We start from the raw sequence: 17,099 nt of genomic DNA, 5'->3' as shown, positions 1-17,099 counted from the left end.
GCTCAGGCGCGCGTACGTCCCGCCGCCGGGCCGCCGGTCACGTCGTCGAGGGCCGAGGCGATCGGCTCGGGCAGCTCGACCTCCTCGACCCGGAGGCACTCGGTGAGCTGGGCGGCGGTGCGCGCGCCGAGCAGGGGAGCGGTCACCCCCGGGACGTCGCGCACCCACGCCAGCGCGACCTGCAGCGGCGACAGGTCGAGGCCCTGGGCCGCGCGCACGACGGCCTCGACGACGGCCTTGGAGCGCTGCTCCAGATAGGGCTCGACGAACCATGCGAAGTGGGTGGCGGCCCGGGAGTCGCGAGGGATCGACTCGCGGTACTTGCCCGTCAGCACGCCGCGACCCAGCGGAGACCACGGGAAGAAGCCCATGCCGAAGGCGCGCACGGCGGGCAGGATCTCGACCTCGGCGCGGCGGGCCAGCAGCGAATACTCGACCTGGGCGGACGCGAGCGGCGTACGCCCGGGGAAGGCTCTCTGCCACGTGGCGGCCTGCGCGGTCTGCCAGCCGATGAAGTTCGACAGGCCCACATAGCGGGCGCGTCCCGAGCTCACGGCGAGGTCCATCGCCGACAGCGTCTCCTCCAGCGGCGCCGACCCCCAGGCGTGCACCTGCCACACGTCCACGTGGTCGGTACGCAGGCGCCGCAGCGACTCGTCGAGGTCGCTGAGCATCGCGTGGCGGGAGGTGTCGACGACGCGGTGGCCGTCGCGCTGCACGAAACCGGCCTTGGTCATGATGACGACCTCGTCGCGGGCCACGTCGGCGGCGAGCAGCTCGCCGATGACGCGCTCGGAGTCGCCGTGGCCGTATGCCGCCGCGGTGTCGAGCAGGTTGCCTCCCGCGTCGCGGTAGGAGCGCAGGAGCTGCTTGGCCTCCGACCGCGTGGTGTCACGGCCCCAGGTCATCGTGCCGAGCCCGAGCCGGGCGACCTGCAGGCCCGTGTTCCCCACCTGACGCATCTCCATGGCGAAGAAGACTAGTGCCCGTCGCGCGTCGACCGGTCTCACGGACGGACGAGTTCGCCGACAAGGGGTTACGCACGGGTAACCGCGATGGCAGGATGACCGCCATGAAGCTTGCGCTCAATCTCGGATACATGGTCGGTGCGGACGATCCCCAGGGCCAGCTCGCGCTGACGCGCCATGCGGAGTCGCTCGGGTTCGACTCGGTGTGGGCCGCGGAGGCGTACGGCTCGGACTGCGTGTCGGTCCTCGCCTGGCTCGCCGGTCAGACGGAGAGGATCGGCGTCGGCTCGGCGATCATGCAGATCCCTGGGCGTACGCCGGCCATGGCGGCGATGACCGCCGCCAGCATGGACATGCTCGCCCCGGGACGGTTCCGCATGGGCCTGGGCGTGTCCGGCCCGCAGGTCTCCGAGGGCTGGCACGGCGTACGGTTCGCCCGCCCTCTGGAGCGTACGCGCGACTACCTGGAGATCGTCGGCAAGGCGCTGGCCGGGGAGAAGGTCGAGCACCACGGCCGCCACCACGACCTGCCCATCCCGGGCGGCCCGGGCAAGGCGTTGAAGCTGATGGTCCGCCCGCCGAGCGAGCACATCCCGACGTACCTCGCCGCGGTGGGCCCCAAGAACCTCGAGCTCGCCGGTGAGCTGTGCGACGGCTGGCTGGCGGTGTTCTTCGCCGCCGGATACGCCTCGGAGCAGCTCGCCTCGATCGAGGCTGGCCGTCAGAAGGTCGGCAAGAGCCTCGAGGGCTTCGACGTCGTCCCGACTTTCCCGCTGGTCGTGGGCGGCGACGTCGCGGCCTGTGCCGACCCGGTGCGTCCGTACGCGGCCCTCTACGTCGGCGGCATGGGCTCCAAGGACAAGAACTTCTACAACGCGCTCGCGCGCCGTATGGGGTTCGAGAAGGAGGCCGACCGCATCCAGGAGCTCTACCTCGCCCGCCAGCAGCGCGACGCCATGGCCGAGGTACCCGTGGACTTCATCGACCAGACCTCGCTGCTCGGCGACGAGGGCCGTCTGGCCGACCGCCTGCGCGAGCTCGCCGACGCGGGCGTCACGACGTGCGCGCTGTCGCCGGTCGGCCGCACCACCGAGGAGAAGTTGGCCGCTCTGACCGTTGCGGCGCGGGCGGCCGAGAGCCTCTGACGACGAACGAAGGGGCGCGGACATGTGTCCGGCGCCCCTTCTGGTTCTGTGGCAGGAGCCCGGCTGCCTGCGCCTGAGCTCACTGCGGGGGCGGGTGCGTCTGCCTCCACTGTTCTCCGAGCGCGGGCGGCCACGCCTGAGACGGGGAGGCGCTCCTCGTCTGGCTGGCGCTCGCTCGGAGAACAGGACAGCGGCGGGAATCGCCTCAGTGGGCGGTGATGATCCCGCCGGCGAGCAGGCCGAAGATGCCCAGGCCGAGGAGCACGCGGTAGACCACGAAACCGGTGAAGTTGTTCGAGGCGACGAACTTCAGCAGCCACGCGATGGACGCGTACCCGACGACGAACGACACGACCGTGGCGACGGCGGTGGGGCCCCAGCCGACGGTCGCGGAGATGTCACCGGCCGCCTTGACGGCCTGGTAGGTCCCGCCGGCGAGAAGCGCGGGGATGCCGAGGAAGAAGGACATGCGCGTGGCGGTGACGCGGTCGAGGCCCAGCAGCAGGCCGGCGGAGATCGTGGCGCCGGAGCGCGAGACGCCCGGCACGAGCGCGATGCACTGGGCCAGACCGATCAACACTGAGTCCTTGACGCCGACAGTGGCCTCGCCGCGCTCCTGCTTGCCGACCCGGTCGGCGAGCCACATGACGAACGACCAGACGATCAGCGCGCCGGCCACGGCCCACATGGAGCGGAAGGCGCCCTCGATCAGGTCGCTCAGCGCGAGCGCGATGAGCACGATGGGGATGGTGGCGACGATGACGCCGAGGCCAAGCCTGTAGTGGGGCTCCTCGCGCTTCGCCTTGTCGGCGACGCCGGCGAAGAAGGCGGTCGCCAGTCGGACGATGTCGGACCAGAAGTAGATGACCGCCGCGATGATCGCGCCCATCTGGATGACCGCGGTGAACGCGGTGATGCCGGGGTCGTCGATCCGGTAGCCGAGCAGCTTCTCCACCACGGTCAGGTGGCCGGTGGAGGAGACGGGCAGGAACTCGGTGAGCCCCTCGACGATGCCGAGGAGGATCGCGTGCAGCCAGTTCATGGGCAACCTTTCGTAGGACGCGGTTCACCCTAGGTGGCGTACGCGCCCGTCCGGAAACCAGACACCCGCACCTCAGGGGGATTTCATCCCGTGGTCGTACGCTCGTCGCGTGACGATCCACAGCGACCACCCGTTCGCCACGCCCGAGCACGACCGCGACCCCCTGCGCCGTCTGCGGGGCCGGATGCCCGCGCCGGTCACGGTGTGGGCCACCGGCGACGGGGCGAACCGCGAGGGCTGGACCGTGTCGTCGCTGCTGGTCGCCGAGGGCGACGACGGCTCGGACGGCCGTGGACCGGTGGTCGTCGGCCTGCTCGACGAGGACTCCGAGCTGGCCGCCGAGGTCGCGGGCGGCACGACGCTGTGCATCTCCCTGCTCACCCACGACCACCGTGACGTCGCCGACGCGTTCGCCCGGGTCGCACCTGCCCCCGGTGGCCCGTTCCGGGTGGGGGAGTGGGAGCCGACAGCCTGGGGGCCGAGACTCGTCGGTGCCGCCGGCTGGCTGGGCGTACGCGTGAGCGCGGAACCGACGTACGCCGGCTGGGCGCTGCTGGTCACCGCCCGCGTCGAGCACGCGGAGATCGCCGACGGTACGCCCATGGCCCACGTACGCGGCCGCTACGTCGACCTGTCTAGGCTCGGGGCATGACCACCGTCTTCCTCGTCCGTCACGGCCGGTCGACCGCCAACACCGCCGGCGTCCTCGCCGGTCGTGCCGAGGGTGTCGACCTGGACGCCACCGGCCGCGACCAGGCCCTCGACGCGGGGGCCCGGCTGGCCAGCGTACCGCTGGTGGCCGCTGTCGCCTCGCCCGTGCTGCGCTGCCAGCAGACCGCCGACCTGCTCCTGGCGGGCCGCGACGTGCCGCGCTTCACTGAGTCCGGCCTGACCGAGTGCGACTACGGGGACTGGACGAACAAGAAGTTGGGCGAGCTGGCGGGCGAACCGCTGTGGAAGGTCATTCAGGCCCAGCCGTCGGCGGTCCGGTTCCCCGGCGGCGAGGCCATGACCGAGATGTCGGCGCGCGCCGTCGCGGCGATGCGCGAGTGGGACCGCCGCATTGCTGCCGAGCACGGCGAGCACGCGGCCTGGGTCGCGGTCTCCCACGGCGACGTCATCAAAGCGATCCTGGCCGACGCGCTGGGCCTGCACCTCGACGGGTTCCAGCGGATCATCGTCGACCCGGCGTCCATCCAGGTCATCCGCTACACCGAGCAGCGGCCCTACGTGGTGACCATGAACTCGACGTCGACCGGCCTGGAGGGCGTCGTGACAAAGCCCGACACCGACGGCACGCCGCCGTCCGACGCGGTGCTTGGCGGCGGTGCGGGGGCCCAGGCGATCGCCCCTTCGGACGACGACCCGGCGCGCGACGCCTAGGCTTGATCCATGGCCGCCGTCGAGCACACCTTCAATGCCCCCGACCGTTTCGTCGCCGGAACGGTCGGCCAGCCGGGCGAACGCACCTTCTTCCTGCAGGCCCGCGAGGGCAACCGCCTGGTGAGCGTGGCCTGCGAGAAGCAGCAGGTCGAGGTGCTCGCCGACCATCTCGACCGGATCCTCGGGGAGATCGGCCGGCTCACCAACGGCATGGTCGTCGTGCCGCCGCCGCGTGACGTCGCCCACGACAACGACCCGCTGGACGCCCCGATCGAGGAGGAGTTCCGGGTCGGCACGATGACGATCGCCTGGGACCCGTCCGACGAACGTGTCGTGATCGAGATGTTCTCGGTCACCGACGACGACCCCGACGTCGGTGACGACGACAGCGCCGAGGACATCGCGCGCAGCGAGGCCGAGCGCGCCGGCGAGGTGCTGACCGTCCGCGTCCGCCCCGCCGCCGCCCGCGACTTCGTCGCCCGTTCCAAGGCGGTCGTGGCCGCAGGCCGACCGTCGTGCCCGTTCTGCCTCCAGCCCATCGATCCCGGCGGTCACATCTGCCCGCGCGCCAATGGCTACCGACGTCCCCTCTTCTGACGCCGACGAGCCCGTGGCCTTCAAGGTCGTCGGCCGGTTGGTGACCGCGTCCAACGCCACGTTCCTGTGCGCCGTCGGCGAGCAGCACTGGGTCCACAAGCCCGTCGCCGGTGAGCGACCCCTGTGGGACTACCCGGACGGCAACCTCGCCCAGCGGGAGGTGGCGGCCTACCGGTTGTCGGACGCCGCCGGGTTCGGGGTGGTGCCCGAGACGCTGCTGGTGGAGGGTCCGTGGGGGCGCGGCTCCCTGCAGCGCTGGATCGACTCCGACGACGAGGCCGTCGAACGACTCGTCGACCTGGTGGGCGTCGATCAGGTCCCCGACGGGTGGTTCGCCGTCATGGAGGGCCTGGACGCCGACGAGAACGAGGTCGCGGTCGTCCACGCCGACGACCCGCGCCTGCGGCGCATGGCGCTGTTCGACGCAGTCATCAACAACTCCGACCGCAAGGGCGGCCACGTGCTGGTCGACGCCGACGGCCACCTGTGGGGCTGCGACCACGGTGTCAGCCTCAGCGTCGACCCGAAGCTGCGTACGCTCCTGTGGGGCTGGGCCGGGGAGGCGCTCGACGCCGGGGAGATGGAACTGCTGCACGCCGCCGACGACGCGGCCGACGACGTGCTCGAGGGGCTGATCACCGCCGAGGAGATCGCGGCGGTCCACGCACGCATCGCGGACATGCTGAAGACGGGGACCTTCCCCGAGCCGCACGACGGGTGGCCGGCGGTTCCCTGGCCTCCCTTCTGACTCAGCGCCCCCAGAGCTCGGTGCCGGGGCCGTCGGGCGTCACGCACAGGCCTACGCGGGCGGCGAGCTGATCGCCACGGGTCGTGGCCACCACTGCCAGCGTGATCCCGTCGTCCCCGTACCCGCGCGAGAGCTCCTCGACCTGACGCCCGACCCGCCTCTCCTGAGGGCGCCGGATGGTCAGGGGTACAGCCCGCGCCGACCACAGCGGCACCGCCGCGAGTGCGAGCAGGGTCCGTCGATCGAGGTCCATACGAGGTCCGGCGAGGCCACGCGTACGCCGGGTTCCCGCAGAATCGGTAGGCTCGCCCGCATGCAGGCATGGAAAGCGGCCCCGGTCCCCGAGCTTCCCCACGCGGAGGACCCGGTCGAGCTGAGGGTGTACGACACGGCGAGTCAGGGACTGAGGGCCGTGGGACCGCAGCGCGGCACCGCCCGCCTGTACGTCTGCGGCATCACCCCCTACGACGCGACCCACATGGGCCACGCGAACACCTACGTGACGTTCGACCTGCTCAACCGCGCGTGGCGCGACCGCGGCCTCAACGTCAACTACGTCCAGAACGTCACCGACGTGGACGAACCCCTGCTCGAGCGCGCGAACGCCACGGGCGTCGACTGGGCCGAGCTCGCCGAGCGCGAGACCGAGCTGTTCCGCACCGACATGACGGCGCTGCGCGTCCTCCCGCCGGCCGACTACATCGGCGCGGTCGAATCGATCCCGCTGGTCGTCGATCTGCTGCAGCGCATGCCCGAGGGCGTCGTCTACCAGCTCGAGGGCGAGCACCCCGACTGGTACTTCGACGTGCACGCCGCCAAGTCGTTCATGGAGGTGTCCCACCTCGACGAGGACGAGGCCCTGAAGGTGTTCGCGGAGCGTGGGGGAGACCCCGACCGCGAGGGCAAGCGACACCCGCTCGACTGCCTCGTCTGGCTGTCGGCCCGCGAGGGCGAGCCGTCGTGGGAGAGCCCGTTCGGTCGTGGCCGTCCCGGCTGGCACATCGAGTGCGCCGCCATCGCCGAGCGCTTCCTCGGCGACACGTTCGACGTCCAGGGTGGAGGCTCCGACCTGGCCTTCCCGCACCACGAGATGAGCGCCGCCGAGGCGCAGGTGGCGACGGGTTCGCCGTTCGCGTCGGCGTACGTCCACTCCGGCATGGTCGGCCTCGACGGCGAGAAGATGTCGAAGTCGAAGGGCAATCTGGTGCTCGTGTCGAAGCTCCGCGCGCAGGGGGAGGACCCCATGGCCATCCGCCTGGCGCTGCTGGCCAACCACTACCGCAGCGACTGGTCCTGGACCGACGAGCTGCTCACCGAGGCGCGCTCCCGGCTGCAGACCTGGCGGGACGCGGTGTCGCTGCCCTTCTCGCTGCCCGCCACCGAGGTTCTGGCCGACGTCCGCTCCGCGCTGGCCGACGACCTGGACGCCCCGAGGGCGCTGGCTGCGGTGGACGCCTGGGCCTCGTCGTCCCTCAGCATCGACGGCGACGACGCGGACGCCCCGGCTGTCGTCCGCGCACTCTGCGACGCGCTGCTGGGCGTCGAGCTCTGATCGTCCCCGCTGCGATCCCGTACGCTGGTGCACCCATCGACTGAGGAGACTTCCTTGAGCCACGCACTGAGCCGTGACGACGCCGCCGTGAGCCTGTCCCACAGCGAGGAGCAGCGCGACGCCTACGACGAGCGCACTCCCCAGCAGGAGGGCACCACGAACCGCTGGGGCCTGCCACGCGTCCTGCTGATCGTGCTGGGCCTGGCCGCCTCGTGGTTCGTGCTGCAGGGCATGCAGGGTCTCAAGGACCTCATCGGCCCGGTCTTCCTGGCCATCAACCTGGTGCTGGCCGTCTCGCCGCTCCAGGCGCTGCTGGTGAGGTGGCGGTTCCCACGCTGGCTCGCCGCCGTCGTCGCCGGGTTCGTGGTGCTGCTGTTCCTCATCTTCTTCATCGGCGCCATCGGCATGGCGATCACCATGCTGATCACCGAGCTGCCGCTCTACCGCCAGAAGTTCCTCGGCCTGTGGCAGCAGGCCCTCGACATCCTGTCGCGCTTCGGCATCTCGCAGGACCAGATCACCCAGCAGGCCAAGGGCATCGACCCGCAGTCGATCGTGTCGGTGCTGTCCGGAGTGCTGTCGAACGTGTCGGGTCTCGCGTCGCTGCTCGCGGTCGTCGTGACGGTGCTGCTGTTCCTGATGATGGACTCGGTCAGTTTCGGTGCCCGCCTCGACAAGGCCGCCCAATACCACCCCCGTCTGGCCGAGGCGCTGCGCTCGTTCTCCGAGGGCGTACGCCGCTACTGGGTCGTGACCACGATCTTCGGCCTCATCGTCGCCATCATCAACGTCGTCGAGCTGCTGATCCTCGGCGTGCCGCTCGCCCTCGCCTGGGGCGTCCTGTCGTTCCTGACGAACTACATCCCCAACGTGGGTTTCGTGCTGGGCCTGATCCCGCCGACGCTCATGGCGCTGCTCGACAAGGGCCCGTGGGCGGCGCTGGCGGTTATCGTCGGCTACAGCCTGGTGAACTTCGTCGTGCAGTCGGTCATCCAGCCGAAGTTCACCGGGGACGCGGTGGGGGTGACCCCCACGCTCGCCTTCCTGTCGTTGATCCTGTGGGCCTGGGTGCTGGGTCCGCTCGGTGCACTGCTGGCGCTGCCCTGCACGCTGCTCGCCAAGGCGATCCTCATCGACTCCGACCCGACCGCCCGTTGGGCCAACGCCCTCGTGGCAGCCGACATGACCTCGTCGGAGGCACGAAACACCGCCCAGGCCGTCGAGCCCCAGAAGTACGACGACGAGGGCCATGAGATGCCCAAGGCCGAACGGGAGCAGCACGCGAATCAGGAGAATGCCCAGGAGCAGGGCTGAGTCCGGCGGCGCCGACCCGGGCATCGCCCCGCCCGTGTGGTGGACCTGCGGGCGCTGCCGGGTGAGGTTCGGTATGCTCGTCGGCACGAGTCCACCCAAACGACGGGCTCGTGCGTGTTCCGGGGTCGGTGCAAGTCCGAACCGGCGGTGAAAGTCCGCGACCCGTACGCAGCCAGCGTGCGGTTGATGGGGTGAAATTCCCCGACCGACGGTGAAAGTCCGGATGGGAGGAACACAGGCGTATGCGCTGTCCGCGTGCGCCGAGGTCTGCGTATGCCTGCGCGTGCGCGGCTCCCTCGCGATCCCCGGGACCCGTACGGGCCGGAGGAGAGCATGAGCCAGTCCCACCGCGACGACACGGCCAACCGCGCCCACGTCGCCCGCCGCGACGTCCTCGCCCCGATGCTGTTCGGAGTGCTGGCCGTCGTCGCGTGGTGGCTGCTGTCGCGGGGCGCCCCGGCGTACATGCTCCCGTCGCCCGCCGCCGTCGTCGCGCGCCTTGGAGACCTGCTGCTCGGCGGAGAGGTGTGGCCCTACCTGACCGCGACCGTCACGGAGGCCGTCGTCGGCTCGCTCGTCGGCGTCGCCGTCGCCCTGCCGCTCGCCGCGGTGATCCACCGCTCCCGCTGGGTCGCCTCAGCCGTCCAGCCGTTCCTCGGCGCCACCCAGGCCATCCCCGCCATCGCTCTCGCGCCACTGCTGGTGCTGTGGGTGGGCTACGGCCTGGCCGCCATCGTCGCGTTGTGCGCCCTGATGGTCTTCTTCCCGATCCTCGTCTCAGCCGTCGTCGGCCTGCGCCACGTCGACGCCGACGTCGTCGAGGCGGCCCGGATCGACGGCGCCGGGTCGCTCGCGCTGCTGCGCCACATCGAGGCGCCGATGGCCCTGCCCGCGGTCCTCGCCGGCATGCGCAACGGGTTCACCCTGTCGATCACCGGCGCCGTCGTCGGCGAGATGGTCATGGGCGGTGCGGGCATGGGCTCGATCCTCACCCTCCAGCGCGACTCCGTCGACACCGCAGGCATGTTCGCGACCATCGCCGTGCTGTGCGCCGTCGCCTCCACCGTCTACTGGCTGCTCCTGCTCGTCGAGCGCCGCTCCCGCACGATCCAGGCGCTGCTCAAGCGCCCCTGACCCGACCCGAACCACCGTCAACCCGAACCACCAGCAATCCGAACCACCAGCAGGACCACGACCGAAAGGCCCGAAATGACCAGCCGACGCACCTTCCTCGCACTCGCCGCGGCCGCAGGGATCGGCGGCCTCGCCGCCTGCCAGGCCGGTCAGACGCCGACCCCCACGGGCGCCGCGGGCGGGAGGACCACGATCGGCCTGAGCTACATCCCCAACATCCAGTTCGCGCCGTTCTACACCGCCGAGGCGCAGGGGCTGTTCTCAAAGGCCGGCGTCGATGCGACGCTGCACCACCACGGCGCCAACGAGGGCCTGTTCACCGCGCTGTCAGCCGGTCAGGAGGAATTCGTGATCGCAGGCGGCGACGAGATGTTGCAGGCCCGCGAGCAGGGCATGGACCTCGTCGCGCTGGCGACCTACTATCGCGCCTACCCGGTCACCGTCATCGTCAAGGACGACTCGCCGATCCGTACCGCCGCCGACCTCGCCGGCCGCACGGTCGGCATCCCCGGCCGCTACGGCGAGACGTTCTTCGGCCTGCAGGTCGCGCTCGCCGGCGCCGGTCTGGACGAGTCGAAGGTGAAGGTGCAGGAGATCGGGTACACCCAGCAGGCCGCGCTGACGACCGGCAAGGTCGACGCCGTGGTCGGCTTCTCCAACAACGACGCGGTCCAGTTCCAGCTGGCCGGGGTCGGCGTACGCCAGGTCCCGCTCGCCGACGAGGTGCCGCTGGTGTCGATCGTGCTGGTGACCCAGCGCAAGACCCTCGATACGAAGAAGGACCTCGCCAAGAAGGTCGCCGACGCCATGGTCGGGGGCATGAAGGCAGTGGTCGCAGACCCGGCGAAGGCGATCGAGGACGCGAAGAAGCACGTGCCGACACTCGCCCAGGAGCAGCAGCGCACCGCCGCACGCGCCACTCTCGACGCCACGATCCCGCTGTGGGCGCCCGGTGGCACGGTGGACGGCAGCGTCGACGCCGAGCAGTGGAAGAAGATGAGCGCGTTCTTGGCGGAGAAGGAGCTCACGAAGGTGCCGGTGCCGGCCGAGTCCGCGATCGCGCTCGATGTCGTGACCGCCTGAGTTCGCCACTAGGGTGGGTGCCGTGAAGACGTTTGACGGCCTGTACGCCGAGCTCACCGAGATCGCCCGCACGCGCCCCGAGGGCTCGTCGACCGTGAAGCGCCTCGACGCCGGCGTCCACCACATCGGCAAGAAGATCGTGGAGGAGGCCGCGGAGGTCTGGATGGCGGCGGAGTACGAGGGCAAGGAGAACGCTGCGGAGGAGATGTCGCAGCTCATCTACCACGTGCAGGTGATGATGGTCGCGCTCGGGCTGGAGCCCCAGGACATCTACCGTCACCTCTGACCCTCCGCCCGTCTTGCTGTACGCCTGGTCCACCCCTACGCCTGGTCATTCGAGAGGAAACCCGTGACCGACCGCCTGCTGAAGATCGCCGTGCCCAACAAGGGCTCCCTGTCGGAGTCCGCCGCACAGATGCTGCGCGAGGCCGGCTACCGCCAGCGCTCGGATTCCAAGGACCTCGTGCTGACCGACGAGGCCAACGGCGTCGAGTTCTACTACCTGCGCCCGCGCGACATCGCGGTGTACGTGGGGGAGGGCACGCTCGACCTGGGCATCACGGGCCGGGACATGCTGCTCGACTCCCACGCGGAGGCGGCCGAGCTCCTGCAGCTCGGCTTCGGCGCGACGCGCTTCCGGTTCGCCGCCCTCGCCGGTGAGGGCCACACGGTGCCCGGGCTGGCCGGACGCCGCATCGCCACGTCCTACCCGGGCCTGGTCGAGACCCATCTGGCTGAACAGGGCATCCAGGCACGCCTCATCAAGCTCGACGGTGCCGTCGAGTCGGCCATCCGCCTCGGTGTGGCCGACGTGATCGCCGACGTGGTCGAGACCGGGCGTACGCTGCGCCAGGCGGGCCTTGAGCTGTTCGGCGACCCGATCCTGCACTCGGAGGCCATCCTCATCGGCCGCAGGGGTGTGGACGCCCCCCACGGCCTCGACCTGCTCGTACGCCGCCTCTCCGGCGTCATGGTCGCCCGCAACTACGTGATGATGGACTACGACTGCCCCTCGGAGCTGGTCGAGCAGGCCACCGCGGTCACCCCCGGACTCGAGTCGCCGACGGTCTCGCCGCTGGCGAAGGCCGGTTGGGTCGCCGTCCGCGCCATGGTCAAGAAGTCCGTCGCCCAGAAGGTGATGGACGACCTGTGGGAGCTGGGGGCGCGCGCGATCCTGGTCACCGACATCGCCGCCTGCCGGCTGTGAGCGCCACGGCGGGGGAGACCCGCACCTGGTACCCGCGCAGGACCCTCATGTGGTCGGCCGGCTTCTCGCTCCTGCTGATCGCCCTCAGCGTCTGGGGCTGGTTCGGCCTGGAGCGCTCGATCCGCGACCAGTTCACGGGGCTGCAGATCGCCACACTGATCTTCTTCGAGCTCGTGATGATCTTCATCATGATGTCGGTCGCCACGTGCACCGTCACGGCCGATGCCGCAGGTCTGCGCATCCGCAACGTGTGGGCCGTGCGCCGCCTCGCCTGGGACGACGTCGCCGAGATCCGCTTCCGCCAAGGTGACCCGTGGGCGTTTGCCGTCGGCCGGGTCGGGCTCGGCGGGAACCCGCTCGATGCGCCGAAGACGATGATGCTCGGCATCCAGTCGGTCGACGGCAAGCGTGCGGTGCAGGCCGTGCAGGAGCTTCGTCGGCTTCACGCCGAGCACACAGCCGACTGAGCCGTGGGGGCGTCGGCGAGACCGAGGCGACCGCGCGTCGCGGCGACGACGATCAGGGCCAGCGCGCCGACGCCCAGCGCGGCGGGCCAGATGCTGTCGGCTGTCCTGCCGAGGAGCGGCGGGCCGATGGTCAGCGCCCAGTTGGCCACGTCGTGGCCGAGGATCGCCAGCCACACCGCGCGCGAGACGTTGGTCAGCCATGCGAGGACCACGCCCAGCCCCACGACGAACACCAGGTAGGCGAGGAGATCGGTCGGACCGTTGCGGGGCGTGTCCCACTCGCGGGTGAAGAACAGGGGCGCGTGCCAGCCGGTCCACAGGGCGCCGATGAGCGCGGCCGTCGCCAGGGGGTGCAGGTGCTCCTGCATCCGGGGCTGGGCGAAGCCGCGCCAGCCGGGTTCCTCCTGCAGCGGGCCCCCGGCGAAGAAGACGAAGAACGTCACCACGGCTGTGACGGCGACGGCGGCGGGCCCGCCGTTGCCGGGCACGGGGGCGGCCCGCGTCGCCAGGTAGGGCAGCGTCAGTACGAGCGCCAGGACGATCGTGGCGACGGCGTACGCCCCGAGCCCGGCCCGGCCCGGTAGGCACCGGCGGAGCAGGCGCCGCGCGCGCCGCGGCCCTCCAGCACACGAGAGACGACGAGCGCCGCCATGAACGGACCGCCGAACAGACCCAGCTGGTTCACCAGGAGCACCGCGGGGCGCGGAAGCTCCCAGGGCAGGAGGCCGATCCCGTTGCGTGCCAGCCACCAGGGGCTCCAGAGCACCCACGAGCCGGCGTACGCCAGGAGGAAGAACCACAGGAGCGGCCGGCGCCTCATGTCACTCGATGCCGCGGTTGCGGAGGATGGCCTCGATCTCGTCCATCTCCGGGTCGGCGGCCTGGTTCTTCCTGCCACCGGCCGCCTTGGGTGCGGGGGTCTTGCGCGCGCTCGCCGTGGGTGCCGACGCCTTGGAGCCGACCGCCGGCTTGCCCTGCGTCCCCTGCACCGCGCGCCGCGCCGCGCCACGACGGCCGATCCAGCCGCCGACGAACCACAGCACCACGCTCAGCGCGATGAGGCCCAGCCCCGTGCCCACCATCGTGTCGACGGTCGCGCTGCGCGCCCAGGCGAGCAGCGCCTTCACGCCGTCCGCGACGAGCGGGGCGAGCCCGCTGACGAGCAGGCCGATCGGCAGGAGGGCGAAGCCGATCGCCTGCACCGCACCGCCTCGCCGGTCCCGCAGCCACAGGACGACGGCGAGGATGACGGACAGGGTGCTGATGGCGATGCAGATGGGCAGGAGCATGCCTCCAGCGTGTCACAGGCGTACGCCGGATCACATCGGGGAGCCCCCGGGTTTGTCGCTAGGGTGGCCGTCATGGCGCACGACCACGACCACCCGCACCCCCACCTCGGTCTCGGCCAGGGGCGTAGCCTCGGCGGCTACTCCGAGGCGTTCGCCGACGACGACGGCTCGGCCGCGCCCGGCGTACGCGAGGCTCTGGCGCGGGTGCGAAGCGTCGAGTCGCAGGAGGCCTACTTGGATGCCGTGGTCGAGCTGTGCCTGTCCCGCCTGCTGGTGCCGCTGGTCGCCTCCGGTGACGAGACGATGCAGCACGACCCGGAGCGTCAGGCCGCGATGTCCGCCGTCATGTTGCAGGCTGCCGACGGACGGCGGGCGATGCTGGCGTTCACCGGCACCGACGCGCTGTCGGCGTGGGATCCGAAGGCACGCCCCGTGCCGGCGACGCTCGACGTCGTCGCGGAGGCCGCCGCCTCGTCGGGCTGCGGAACGGTGCTGGTCGACCTGCAGGGACCCGAGCCGCTCGAGATCGAGGGCGTCGTCCTCGAACAGCTCGCGCTCGGCCGTCGCCTCACCCGGCTCGACGACGGCGGCTACGGCTGGGTGGTGACGGGCCAGCAGGCCTGATCGGGCCCGATTTTCCACACCCGGCATCGGTCGTCTAGGATGGTTGAGACCGATTCGCCCTGCGCGGATCCACAAGTGGGGACCTGATCCTCCACCCGCACGACACAAGTCGTCGGGTCGGTCATGACGACACCGCACGTGCTTCATCGCGTGGATGTTGTGTCGTCGTGGTTTTCAGGCCTCCGCTGCGCGGGGGCCTTTCTGCATTCCAGGGGGCTCCCGGTGGAGCCCGCGGTCGGCTCGGACCAGCGAAACCCAGGAGGACACATCAGCACCGAACCGCGTACCAACGAGCGCATCCGCGTTCCGGAAGTCCGGCTCGTCGGCCCCGCCGGCGAGCAGGTCGGCATCGTCCGGATCGAGGACGCCATGCGCCTCGCCCGTGAGGCCGATCTCGACCTGGTCGAGGTCGCCCCGATGGCCCGACCCCCGGTCGCGAAGCTCATGGACTACGGCAAGTTCAAGTACGAGACCGATCAGAAGGATCGCGCCTCGCGCCGTAACCAGACCAATGCGGTGATCAAGGAGATGAAGCTCCGCCCGAAGATCGACGGCCACGACTACGAGACCAAGAAGGGTCACGTCGTGCGCTTCCTCAAGGCCGGGGACAAGGTGAAGATCACCATCATGTTCCGTGGCCGTGAGCAGAGCCGCCCCGAGCTGGGCTTCAACCTGCTCAAGCGCCTGGCCGACGACGTCGAGGAGTTCGGCTTCATCGAGTCGGCGCCCAAGCAGGACGGGCGCAACATGCTCATGGTGCTCGGGCCGACCAAGAAGAAGACCGAGGCCAAGGCCGACGTCCAGGCCGAGAAGGACGCCAAGGTCGCCGCTCGCACCGCCGAGCAGCAGGCCGAGGAGGCCCAGCAGGCCGAGCACCGCCGCCAGGTGGCGCAGCAGGAACGCAAGAAGAAGAAGAAGGGTCCCGCCGACAACATGGACCCCGACATCGACCTCTGATCCCACGGATCACCCCGCGACCCGGCCACACCTGGTCGGGTCACCCGGAGGCTGCCCACGCCTCACGGGAAGACACGACAGCACAGCTCGCTGTGCGCCTGTAAGGAGCGGCACCATGCCGAAGATGAAGACGCACTCGGGTGCGAAGAAGCGGTTCAAGATCACCGGTTCGGGCAAGGTCATGCATCGCCGTGCCGGCAAGATGCACCTGAACGAGCACAAGCCCAGCACGCGTACGCGCCGCCTCACCGGCGACGCCGTCCTGCCCAAGGGCGACGCCAAGAAGGCCAAGAAGCTGCTCGGCAAGGCCTGAGCTTCCCCCAACCCGCACCACCAGACTTCCGTGCCCGCTGACCTGGGCACAACCGAAACAAGGAGATACCCATGGCACGCGTCAAGCGTTCTGTGAATGCGCAGAAGAAGCGCCGCGAAATCCTCGAGCAGGCCTCGGGCTACCGCGGCCAGCGCTCGCGCCTGTACCGCAAGGCGAAGGAGCAGGTCACCCACTCGATGGTCTACTCCTACCGTGACCGTCGTGCGAAGAAGGGCGACTTCCGCAAGCTGTGGATCCAGCGCATCAACGCTGCGGCCCGCGCCGAGGGCATGACGTACAACCGCTTCATCAACGGCCTGAAGAACGCCGGCGTCGAGGTCGATCGCAAGATCCTCGCCGACCTGGCCGTCACCGACGCCAAGGCGTTCTCCGCTCTGGTCGAGGTCGCCAAGGCCAATCAGGGCGAGACCACCGCGGCCTGAGTCCGTGGCTGATCGCACCTCTGCGAACGAGCCGACCGTGAACCGCCCCACCCAGGGGCAGTTCCGGTCGGCTCGGCGTCTGTTGCAGCGCAAGCAGCGTCTCGAAACTGGCCTGTTCCTGGCCGAGGGGCCGCAGGCCGTGCGCGAGGCGCTGGCGTACGGCGACGTCACGGAGATCTGGTATGTCGTCGGCAACGACCGCGTGACCGAACTCGTGGACGCCGGCCGTCGGGCCGGCGTACGCACCTTCGGTGTCTCGTCGGCAGAGCTCGACTCCATGAGCGACACCGTGACCCCGCAGGGGGTCGTCGCGATCTGCCGTCATGTCGACGTCGAGCTCGACGCGATCCCGCGCGACGCCCGGTTGGTCGTCGTGTGCGCGCAGGTCCGCGACCCCGGCAACGCCGGCACCGTCATCCGCTGCGCCGACGCGTTCGGCGCCGACGCGGTGATCCTGTCCGAGGGCTCTGTCGAGCTGCACAACCCGAAGGTCGTCCGCTCGTCGGTGGGCTCGATCTTCCACCTGCCGGTCGTGGTGGGCGCCGATCTGGAGAACACGCTGGCCGACCTGCGCGACCGCGGCATGCTGGTGCTCGCCGCCGACGGCGGGGGCACGCGAGACCTCGACGCCATGCTCGACGACGGAGACCTGAACCGTCCCGTCGTGTGGGTCATGGGCAACGAGGCGTGGGGCCTGCCGCCCGAGCACGCCGTGCTCGCCGACGAGGTCGTCTCCGTGCCGCTGCACGGGAAGGCGGAGTCGCTGAACCTCGCCACGGCTGCGGCGGTGTGCCTGCACGCCACGGCGTTCGCGCAGCGGCGTACCGCCTGAG

Annotated in this window: 23 protein-coding genes and 1 riboswitch; of the genes, 17 read left to right on the top strand and 6 right to left on the bottom strand. The window is 70.6% G+C overall.

The features are described 5' to 3' along the window. Window positions 1-2: 2 nt before the first annotated feature. A complete protein-coding gene (locus ACYVGD_RS01770; RefSeq protein ID WP_460741254.1) occupies window positions 3-968 on the bottom strand; it encodes an aldo/keto reductase in 966 nt (321 codons plus the stop codon). Between the two features lie 104 nt (window positions 969-1,072). Here ACYVGD_RS01770 and ACYVGD_RS01765 point away from each other — a divergent pair, with 104 nt between their 5' ends. Then, complete coding sequence (locus tag ACYVGD_RS01765) at window positions 1,073-2,113, top strand: LLM class F420-dependent oxidoreductase (protein ID WP_460741253.1); 1,041 nt, start codon at window positions 1,073-1,075, stop codon at window positions 2,111-2,113. 205 nt (window positions 2,114-2,318) lie between these two features. Here the strand turns inward: ACYVGD_RS01765 and ACYVGD_RS01760 are convergent, their stop codons facing one another. Further along, window positions 2,319-3,155, bottom strand: a complete 837-nt coding sequence (locus tag ACYVGD_RS01760; protein WP_460741252.1) for an undecaprenyl-diphosphate phosphatase — start codon at window positions 3,153-3,155, stop codon at window positions 2,319-2,321. Window positions 3,156-3,264: 109 nt separating this feature from the next. On the opposite strand from ACYVGD_RS01760, the gene ACYVGD_RS01755 reads away from it, so the two are divergent. Genes ACYVGD_RS01755 through ACYVGD_RS01740 form a run of 4 tightly spaced genes read left to right on the top strand, consistent with a single transcriptional unit; the run spans window position 3,265 to window position 5,883 of the window. Continuing rightward, entirely contained in the window at window positions 3,265-3,807 is a 543-nt protein-coding gene (locus tag ACYVGD_RS01755) for a flavin reductase family protein (RefSeq protein WP_460741251.1), read from the top strand. Further along, complete coding sequence (locus tag ACYVGD_RS01750; protein ID WP_460741250.1) at window positions 3,804-4,538, top strand: histidine phosphatase family protein; 735 nt, start codon at window positions 3,804-3,806, stop codon at window positions 4,536-4,538. Before ACYVGD_RS01755 ends, ACYVGD_RS01750 begins: the two co-directional genes overlap by 4 nt. A 9-nt stretch (window positions 4,539-4,547) precedes the next feature. Beyond that, window positions 4,548-5,135 (top strand): DUF3090 family protein, encoded by a 588-nt coding sequence (locus tag ACYVGD_RS01745; protein WP_460741249.1) that lies wholly within the window; start codon window positions 4,548-4,550, stop codon window positions 5,133-5,135. Further along, entirely contained in the window at window positions 5,110-5,883 is a 774-nt protein-coding gene (locus ACYVGD_RS01740; protein WP_460741248.1) for an SCO1664 family protein, read from the top strand. Before ACYVGD_RS01745 ends, ACYVGD_RS01740 begins: the two co-directional genes overlap by 26 nt. Before the next feature lies 1 nt (window position 5,884). On the opposite strand, the gene ACYVGD_RS01735 is transcribed toward ACYVGD_RS01740, so the two are convergent. Beyond that, window positions 5,885-6,136 (bottom strand): hypothetical protein, encoded by a 252-nt coding sequence (locus tag ACYVGD_RS01735; RefSeq protein ID WP_460741247.1) that lies wholly within the window; start codon window positions 6,134-6,136, stop codon window positions 5,885-5,887. Between the two features lie 60 nt (window positions 6,137-6,196). Between ACYVGD_RS01735 and mshC the strand changes: the two genes are divergently transcribed. From mshC to ACYVGD_RS01700, 7 genes are all read left to right on the top strand, one after another. Next, window positions 6,197-7,435: a cysteine--1-D-myo-inosityl 2-amino-2-deoxy-alpha-D-glucopyranoside ligase gene (mshC, locus tag ACYVGD_RS01730; RefSeq protein WP_460741246.1), complete on the top strand. Its 1,239-nt coding sequence runs from the start codon at window positions 6,197-6,199 to the stop codon at window positions 7,433-7,435. A gap of 54 nt (window positions 7,436-7,489) precedes the next feature. Further along, window positions 7,490-8,749, top strand: a complete 1,260-nt coding sequence (locus tag ACYVGD_RS01725; protein WP_460741245.1) for an AI-2E family transporter — start codon at window positions 7,490-7,492, stop codon at window positions 8,747-8,749. A 111-nt stretch (window positions 8,750-8,860) separates the two neighbouring features. Beyond that, a riboswitch (FMN riboswitch) is annotated at window positions 8,861-8,988 on the top strand. Between the two features lie 94 nt (window positions 8,989-9,082). Beyond that, window positions 9,083-9,883, top strand: coding sequence for an ABC transporter permease (locus ACYVGD_RS01720; protein WP_460741244.1), 801 nt, complete (start codon window positions 9,083-9,085; stop codon window positions 9,881-9,883). Between the two features lie 75 nt (window positions 9,884-9,958). Beyond that, window positions 9,959-10,966, top strand: a complete 1,008-nt coding sequence (locus tag ACYVGD_RS01715) for an ABC transporter substrate-binding protein (protein ID WP_460741243.1) — start codon at window positions 9,959-9,961, stop codon at window positions 10,964-10,966. Window positions 10,967-10,988: 22 nt separating this feature from the next. After that, on the top strand, window positions 10,989-11,252 hold the full coding sequence (locus ACYVGD_RS01710; protein WP_460741242.1) for a phosphoribosyl-ATP diphosphatase: 264 nt from the start codon (window positions 10,989-10,991) through the stop codon (window positions 11,250-11,252). Between the two features lie 75 nt (window positions 11,253-11,327). Then, window positions 11,328-12,173 (top strand): ATP phosphoribosyltransferase, encoded by an 846-nt coding sequence (gene hisG, locus ACYVGD_RS01705; RefSeq protein WP_460741305.1) that lies wholly within the window; start codon window positions 11,328-11,330, stop codon window positions 12,171-12,173. Continuing rightward, complete coding sequence (locus ACYVGD_RS01700) at window positions 12,170-12,640, top strand: PH domain-containing protein (protein WP_460741241.1); 471 nt, start codon at window positions 12,170-12,172, stop codon at window positions 12,638-12,640. The genes hisG and ACYVGD_RS01700 overlap by 4 nt, the downstream gene beginning before the upstream one ends. Here the strand turns inward: ACYVGD_RS01700 and ACYVGD_RS01695 are convergent. The 3 genes from ACYVGD_RS01695 to ACYVGD_RS01685 are packed head-to-tail and all read right to left on the bottom strand — an operon-like array spanning window position 12,616 to window position 13,929. Beyond that, the gene (locus ACYVGD_RS01695; protein WP_460741240.1) at window positions 12,616-13,128 is read right to left on the bottom strand and encodes a CPBP family intramembrane glutamic endopeptidase; all 513 of its coding nucleotides are present in this window, start codon (window positions 13,126-13,128) and stop codon (window positions 12,616-12,618) included. The genes ACYVGD_RS01700 and ACYVGD_RS01695 overlap by 25 nt on opposite strands. 32 nt (window positions 13,129-13,160) lie before the next feature. After that, entirely contained in the window at window positions 13,161-13,460 is a 300-nt protein-coding gene (locus ACYVGD_RS01690; RefSeq protein WP_460741239.1) for a hypothetical protein, read from the bottom strand. A 1-nt stretch (window position 13,461) separates the two neighbouring features. Next, the gene (locus ACYVGD_RS01685) at window positions 13,462-13,929 is read right to left on the bottom strand and encodes a hypothetical protein (RefSeq protein ID WP_460741238.1); all 468 of its coding nucleotides are present in this window, start codon (window positions 13,927-13,929) and stop codon (window positions 13,462-13,464) included. Between the two features lie 72 nt (window positions 13,930-14,001). Here ACYVGD_RS01685 and ACYVGD_RS01680 point away from each other — a divergent pair, with 72 nt between their 5' ends. The 5 genes from ACYVGD_RS01680 to ACYVGD_RS01660 all read left to right on the top strand — a co-directional run bounded on the left by ACYVGD_RS01680 (window position 14,002) and on the right by ACYVGD_RS01660 (window position 17,098). Beyond that, window positions 14,002-14,553, top strand: a complete 552-nt coding sequence (locus tag ACYVGD_RS01680) for an SseB family protein (RefSeq protein ID WP_460741237.1) — start codon at window positions 14,002-14,004, stop codon at window positions 14,551-14,553. A 222-nt stretch (window positions 14,554-14,775) separates the two neighbouring features. Continuing rightward, window positions 14,776-15,510: a translation initiation factor IF-3 gene (gene infC, locus ACYVGD_RS01675; protein ID WP_460741236.1), complete on the top strand. Its 735-nt coding sequence runs from the start codon at window positions 14,776-14,778 to the stop codon at window positions 15,508-15,510. 115 nt (window positions 15,511-15,625) lie between these two features. Next, window positions 15,626-15,823 carry a 50S ribosomal protein L35 gene (gene rpmI, locus ACYVGD_RS01670; RefSeq protein ID WP_460741235.1) on the top strand — a complete coding sequence of 66 codons (198 nt, stop codon included), beginning with the start codon at window positions 15,626-15,628 and terminating at the stop codon, window positions 15,821-15,823. Between the two features lie 71 nt (window positions 15,824-15,894). Further along, a complete protein-coding gene (rplT, locus tag ACYVGD_RS01665; protein ID WP_460741234.1) occupies window positions 15,895-16,266 on the top strand; it encodes a 50S ribosomal protein L20 in 372 nt (123 codons plus the stop codon). Window positions 16,267-16,303: 37 nt separating this feature from the next. Beyond that, the gene (locus ACYVGD_RS01660; RefSeq protein WP_460741233.1) at window positions 16,304-17,098 is read left to right on the top strand and encodes a TrmH family RNA methyltransferase; all 795 of its coding nucleotides are present in this window, start codon (window positions 16,304-16,306) and stop codon (window positions 17,096-17,098) included. Window position 17,099 lies beyond the last annotated feature (1 nt).

Source organism: Mariniluteicoccus endophyticus (assembly GCF_054780035.1).
The sequence above is the reverse complement of the archived record's forward strand: the minus strand, read 5'-3'. Positions and strand labels throughout refer to the sequence as shown.

Excerpts from the sequence above, each read along its gene's own strand:
- ACYVGD_RS01715 (WP_460741243.1), top strand. The coding sequence starts at position 9,959 with ATGACCAGCCGACGCACCTTCCTCGCACTCGCCGCGGCCGCAGGGATC.
- ACYVGD_RS01690 (WP_460741239.1), bottom strand. The coding sequence starts at position 13,460 with ATGAGGCGCCGGCCGCTCCTGTGGTTCTTCCTCCTGGCGTACGCCGGC.
- ACYVGD_RS01720 (WP_460741244.1), top strand. The coding sequence starts at position 9,083 with ATGAGCCAGTCCCACCGCGACGACACGGCCAACCGCGCCCACGTCGCC.
- rpmI (WP_460741235.1), top strand. The coding sequence starts at position 15,626 with ATGCCGAAGATGAAGACGCACTCGGGTGCGAAGAAGCGGTTCAAGATC.
- ACYVGD_RS01770 (WP_460741254.1), bottom strand. The coding sequence starts at position 968 with ATGGAGATGCGTCAGGTGGGGAACACGGGCCTGCAGGTCGCCCGGCTC.
- ACYVGD_RS01680 (WP_460741237.1), top strand. The coding sequence starts at position 14,002 with ATGGCGCACGACCACGACCACCCGCACCCCCACCTCGGTCTCGGCCAG.
- ACYVGD_RS01735 (WP_460741247.1), bottom strand. The coding sequence starts at position 6,136 with ATGGACCTCGATCGACGGACCCTGCTCGCACTCGCGGCGGTGCCGCTG.
- mshC (WP_460741246.1), top strand. The coding sequence starts at position 6,197 with ATGCAGGCATGGAAAGCGGCCCCGGTCCCCGAGCTTCCCCACGCGGAG.
- ACYVGD_RS01750 (WP_460741250.1), top strand. The coding sequence starts at position 3,804 with ATGACCACCGTCTTCCTCGTCCGTCACGGCCGGTCGACCGCCAACACC.
- rplT (WP_460741234.1), top strand. The coding sequence starts at position 15,895 with ATGGCACGCGTCAAGCGTTCTGTGAATGCGCAGAAGAAGCGCCGCGAA.
- ACYVGD_RS01745 (WP_460741249.1), top strand. The coding sequence starts at position 4,548 with ATGGCCGCCGTCGAGCACACCTTCAATGCCCCCGACCGTTTCGTCGCC.
- ACYVGD_RS01765 (WP_460741253.1), top strand. The coding sequence starts at position 1,073 with ATGAAGCTTGCGCTCAATCTCGGATACATGGTCGGTGCGGACGATCCC.
- ACYVGD_RS01760 (WP_460741252.1), bottom strand. The coding sequence starts at position 3,155 with ATGAACTGGCTGCACGCGATCCTCCTCGGCATCGTCGAGGGGCTCACC.
- ACYVGD_RS01685 (WP_460741238.1), bottom strand. The coding sequence starts at position 13,929 with ATGCTCCTGCCCATCTGCATCGCCATCAGCACCCTGTCCGTCATCCTC.
- ACYVGD_RS01740 (WP_460741248.1), top strand. The coding sequence starts at position 5,110 with ATGGCTACCGACGTCCCCTCTTCTGACGCCGACGAGCCCGTGGCCTTC.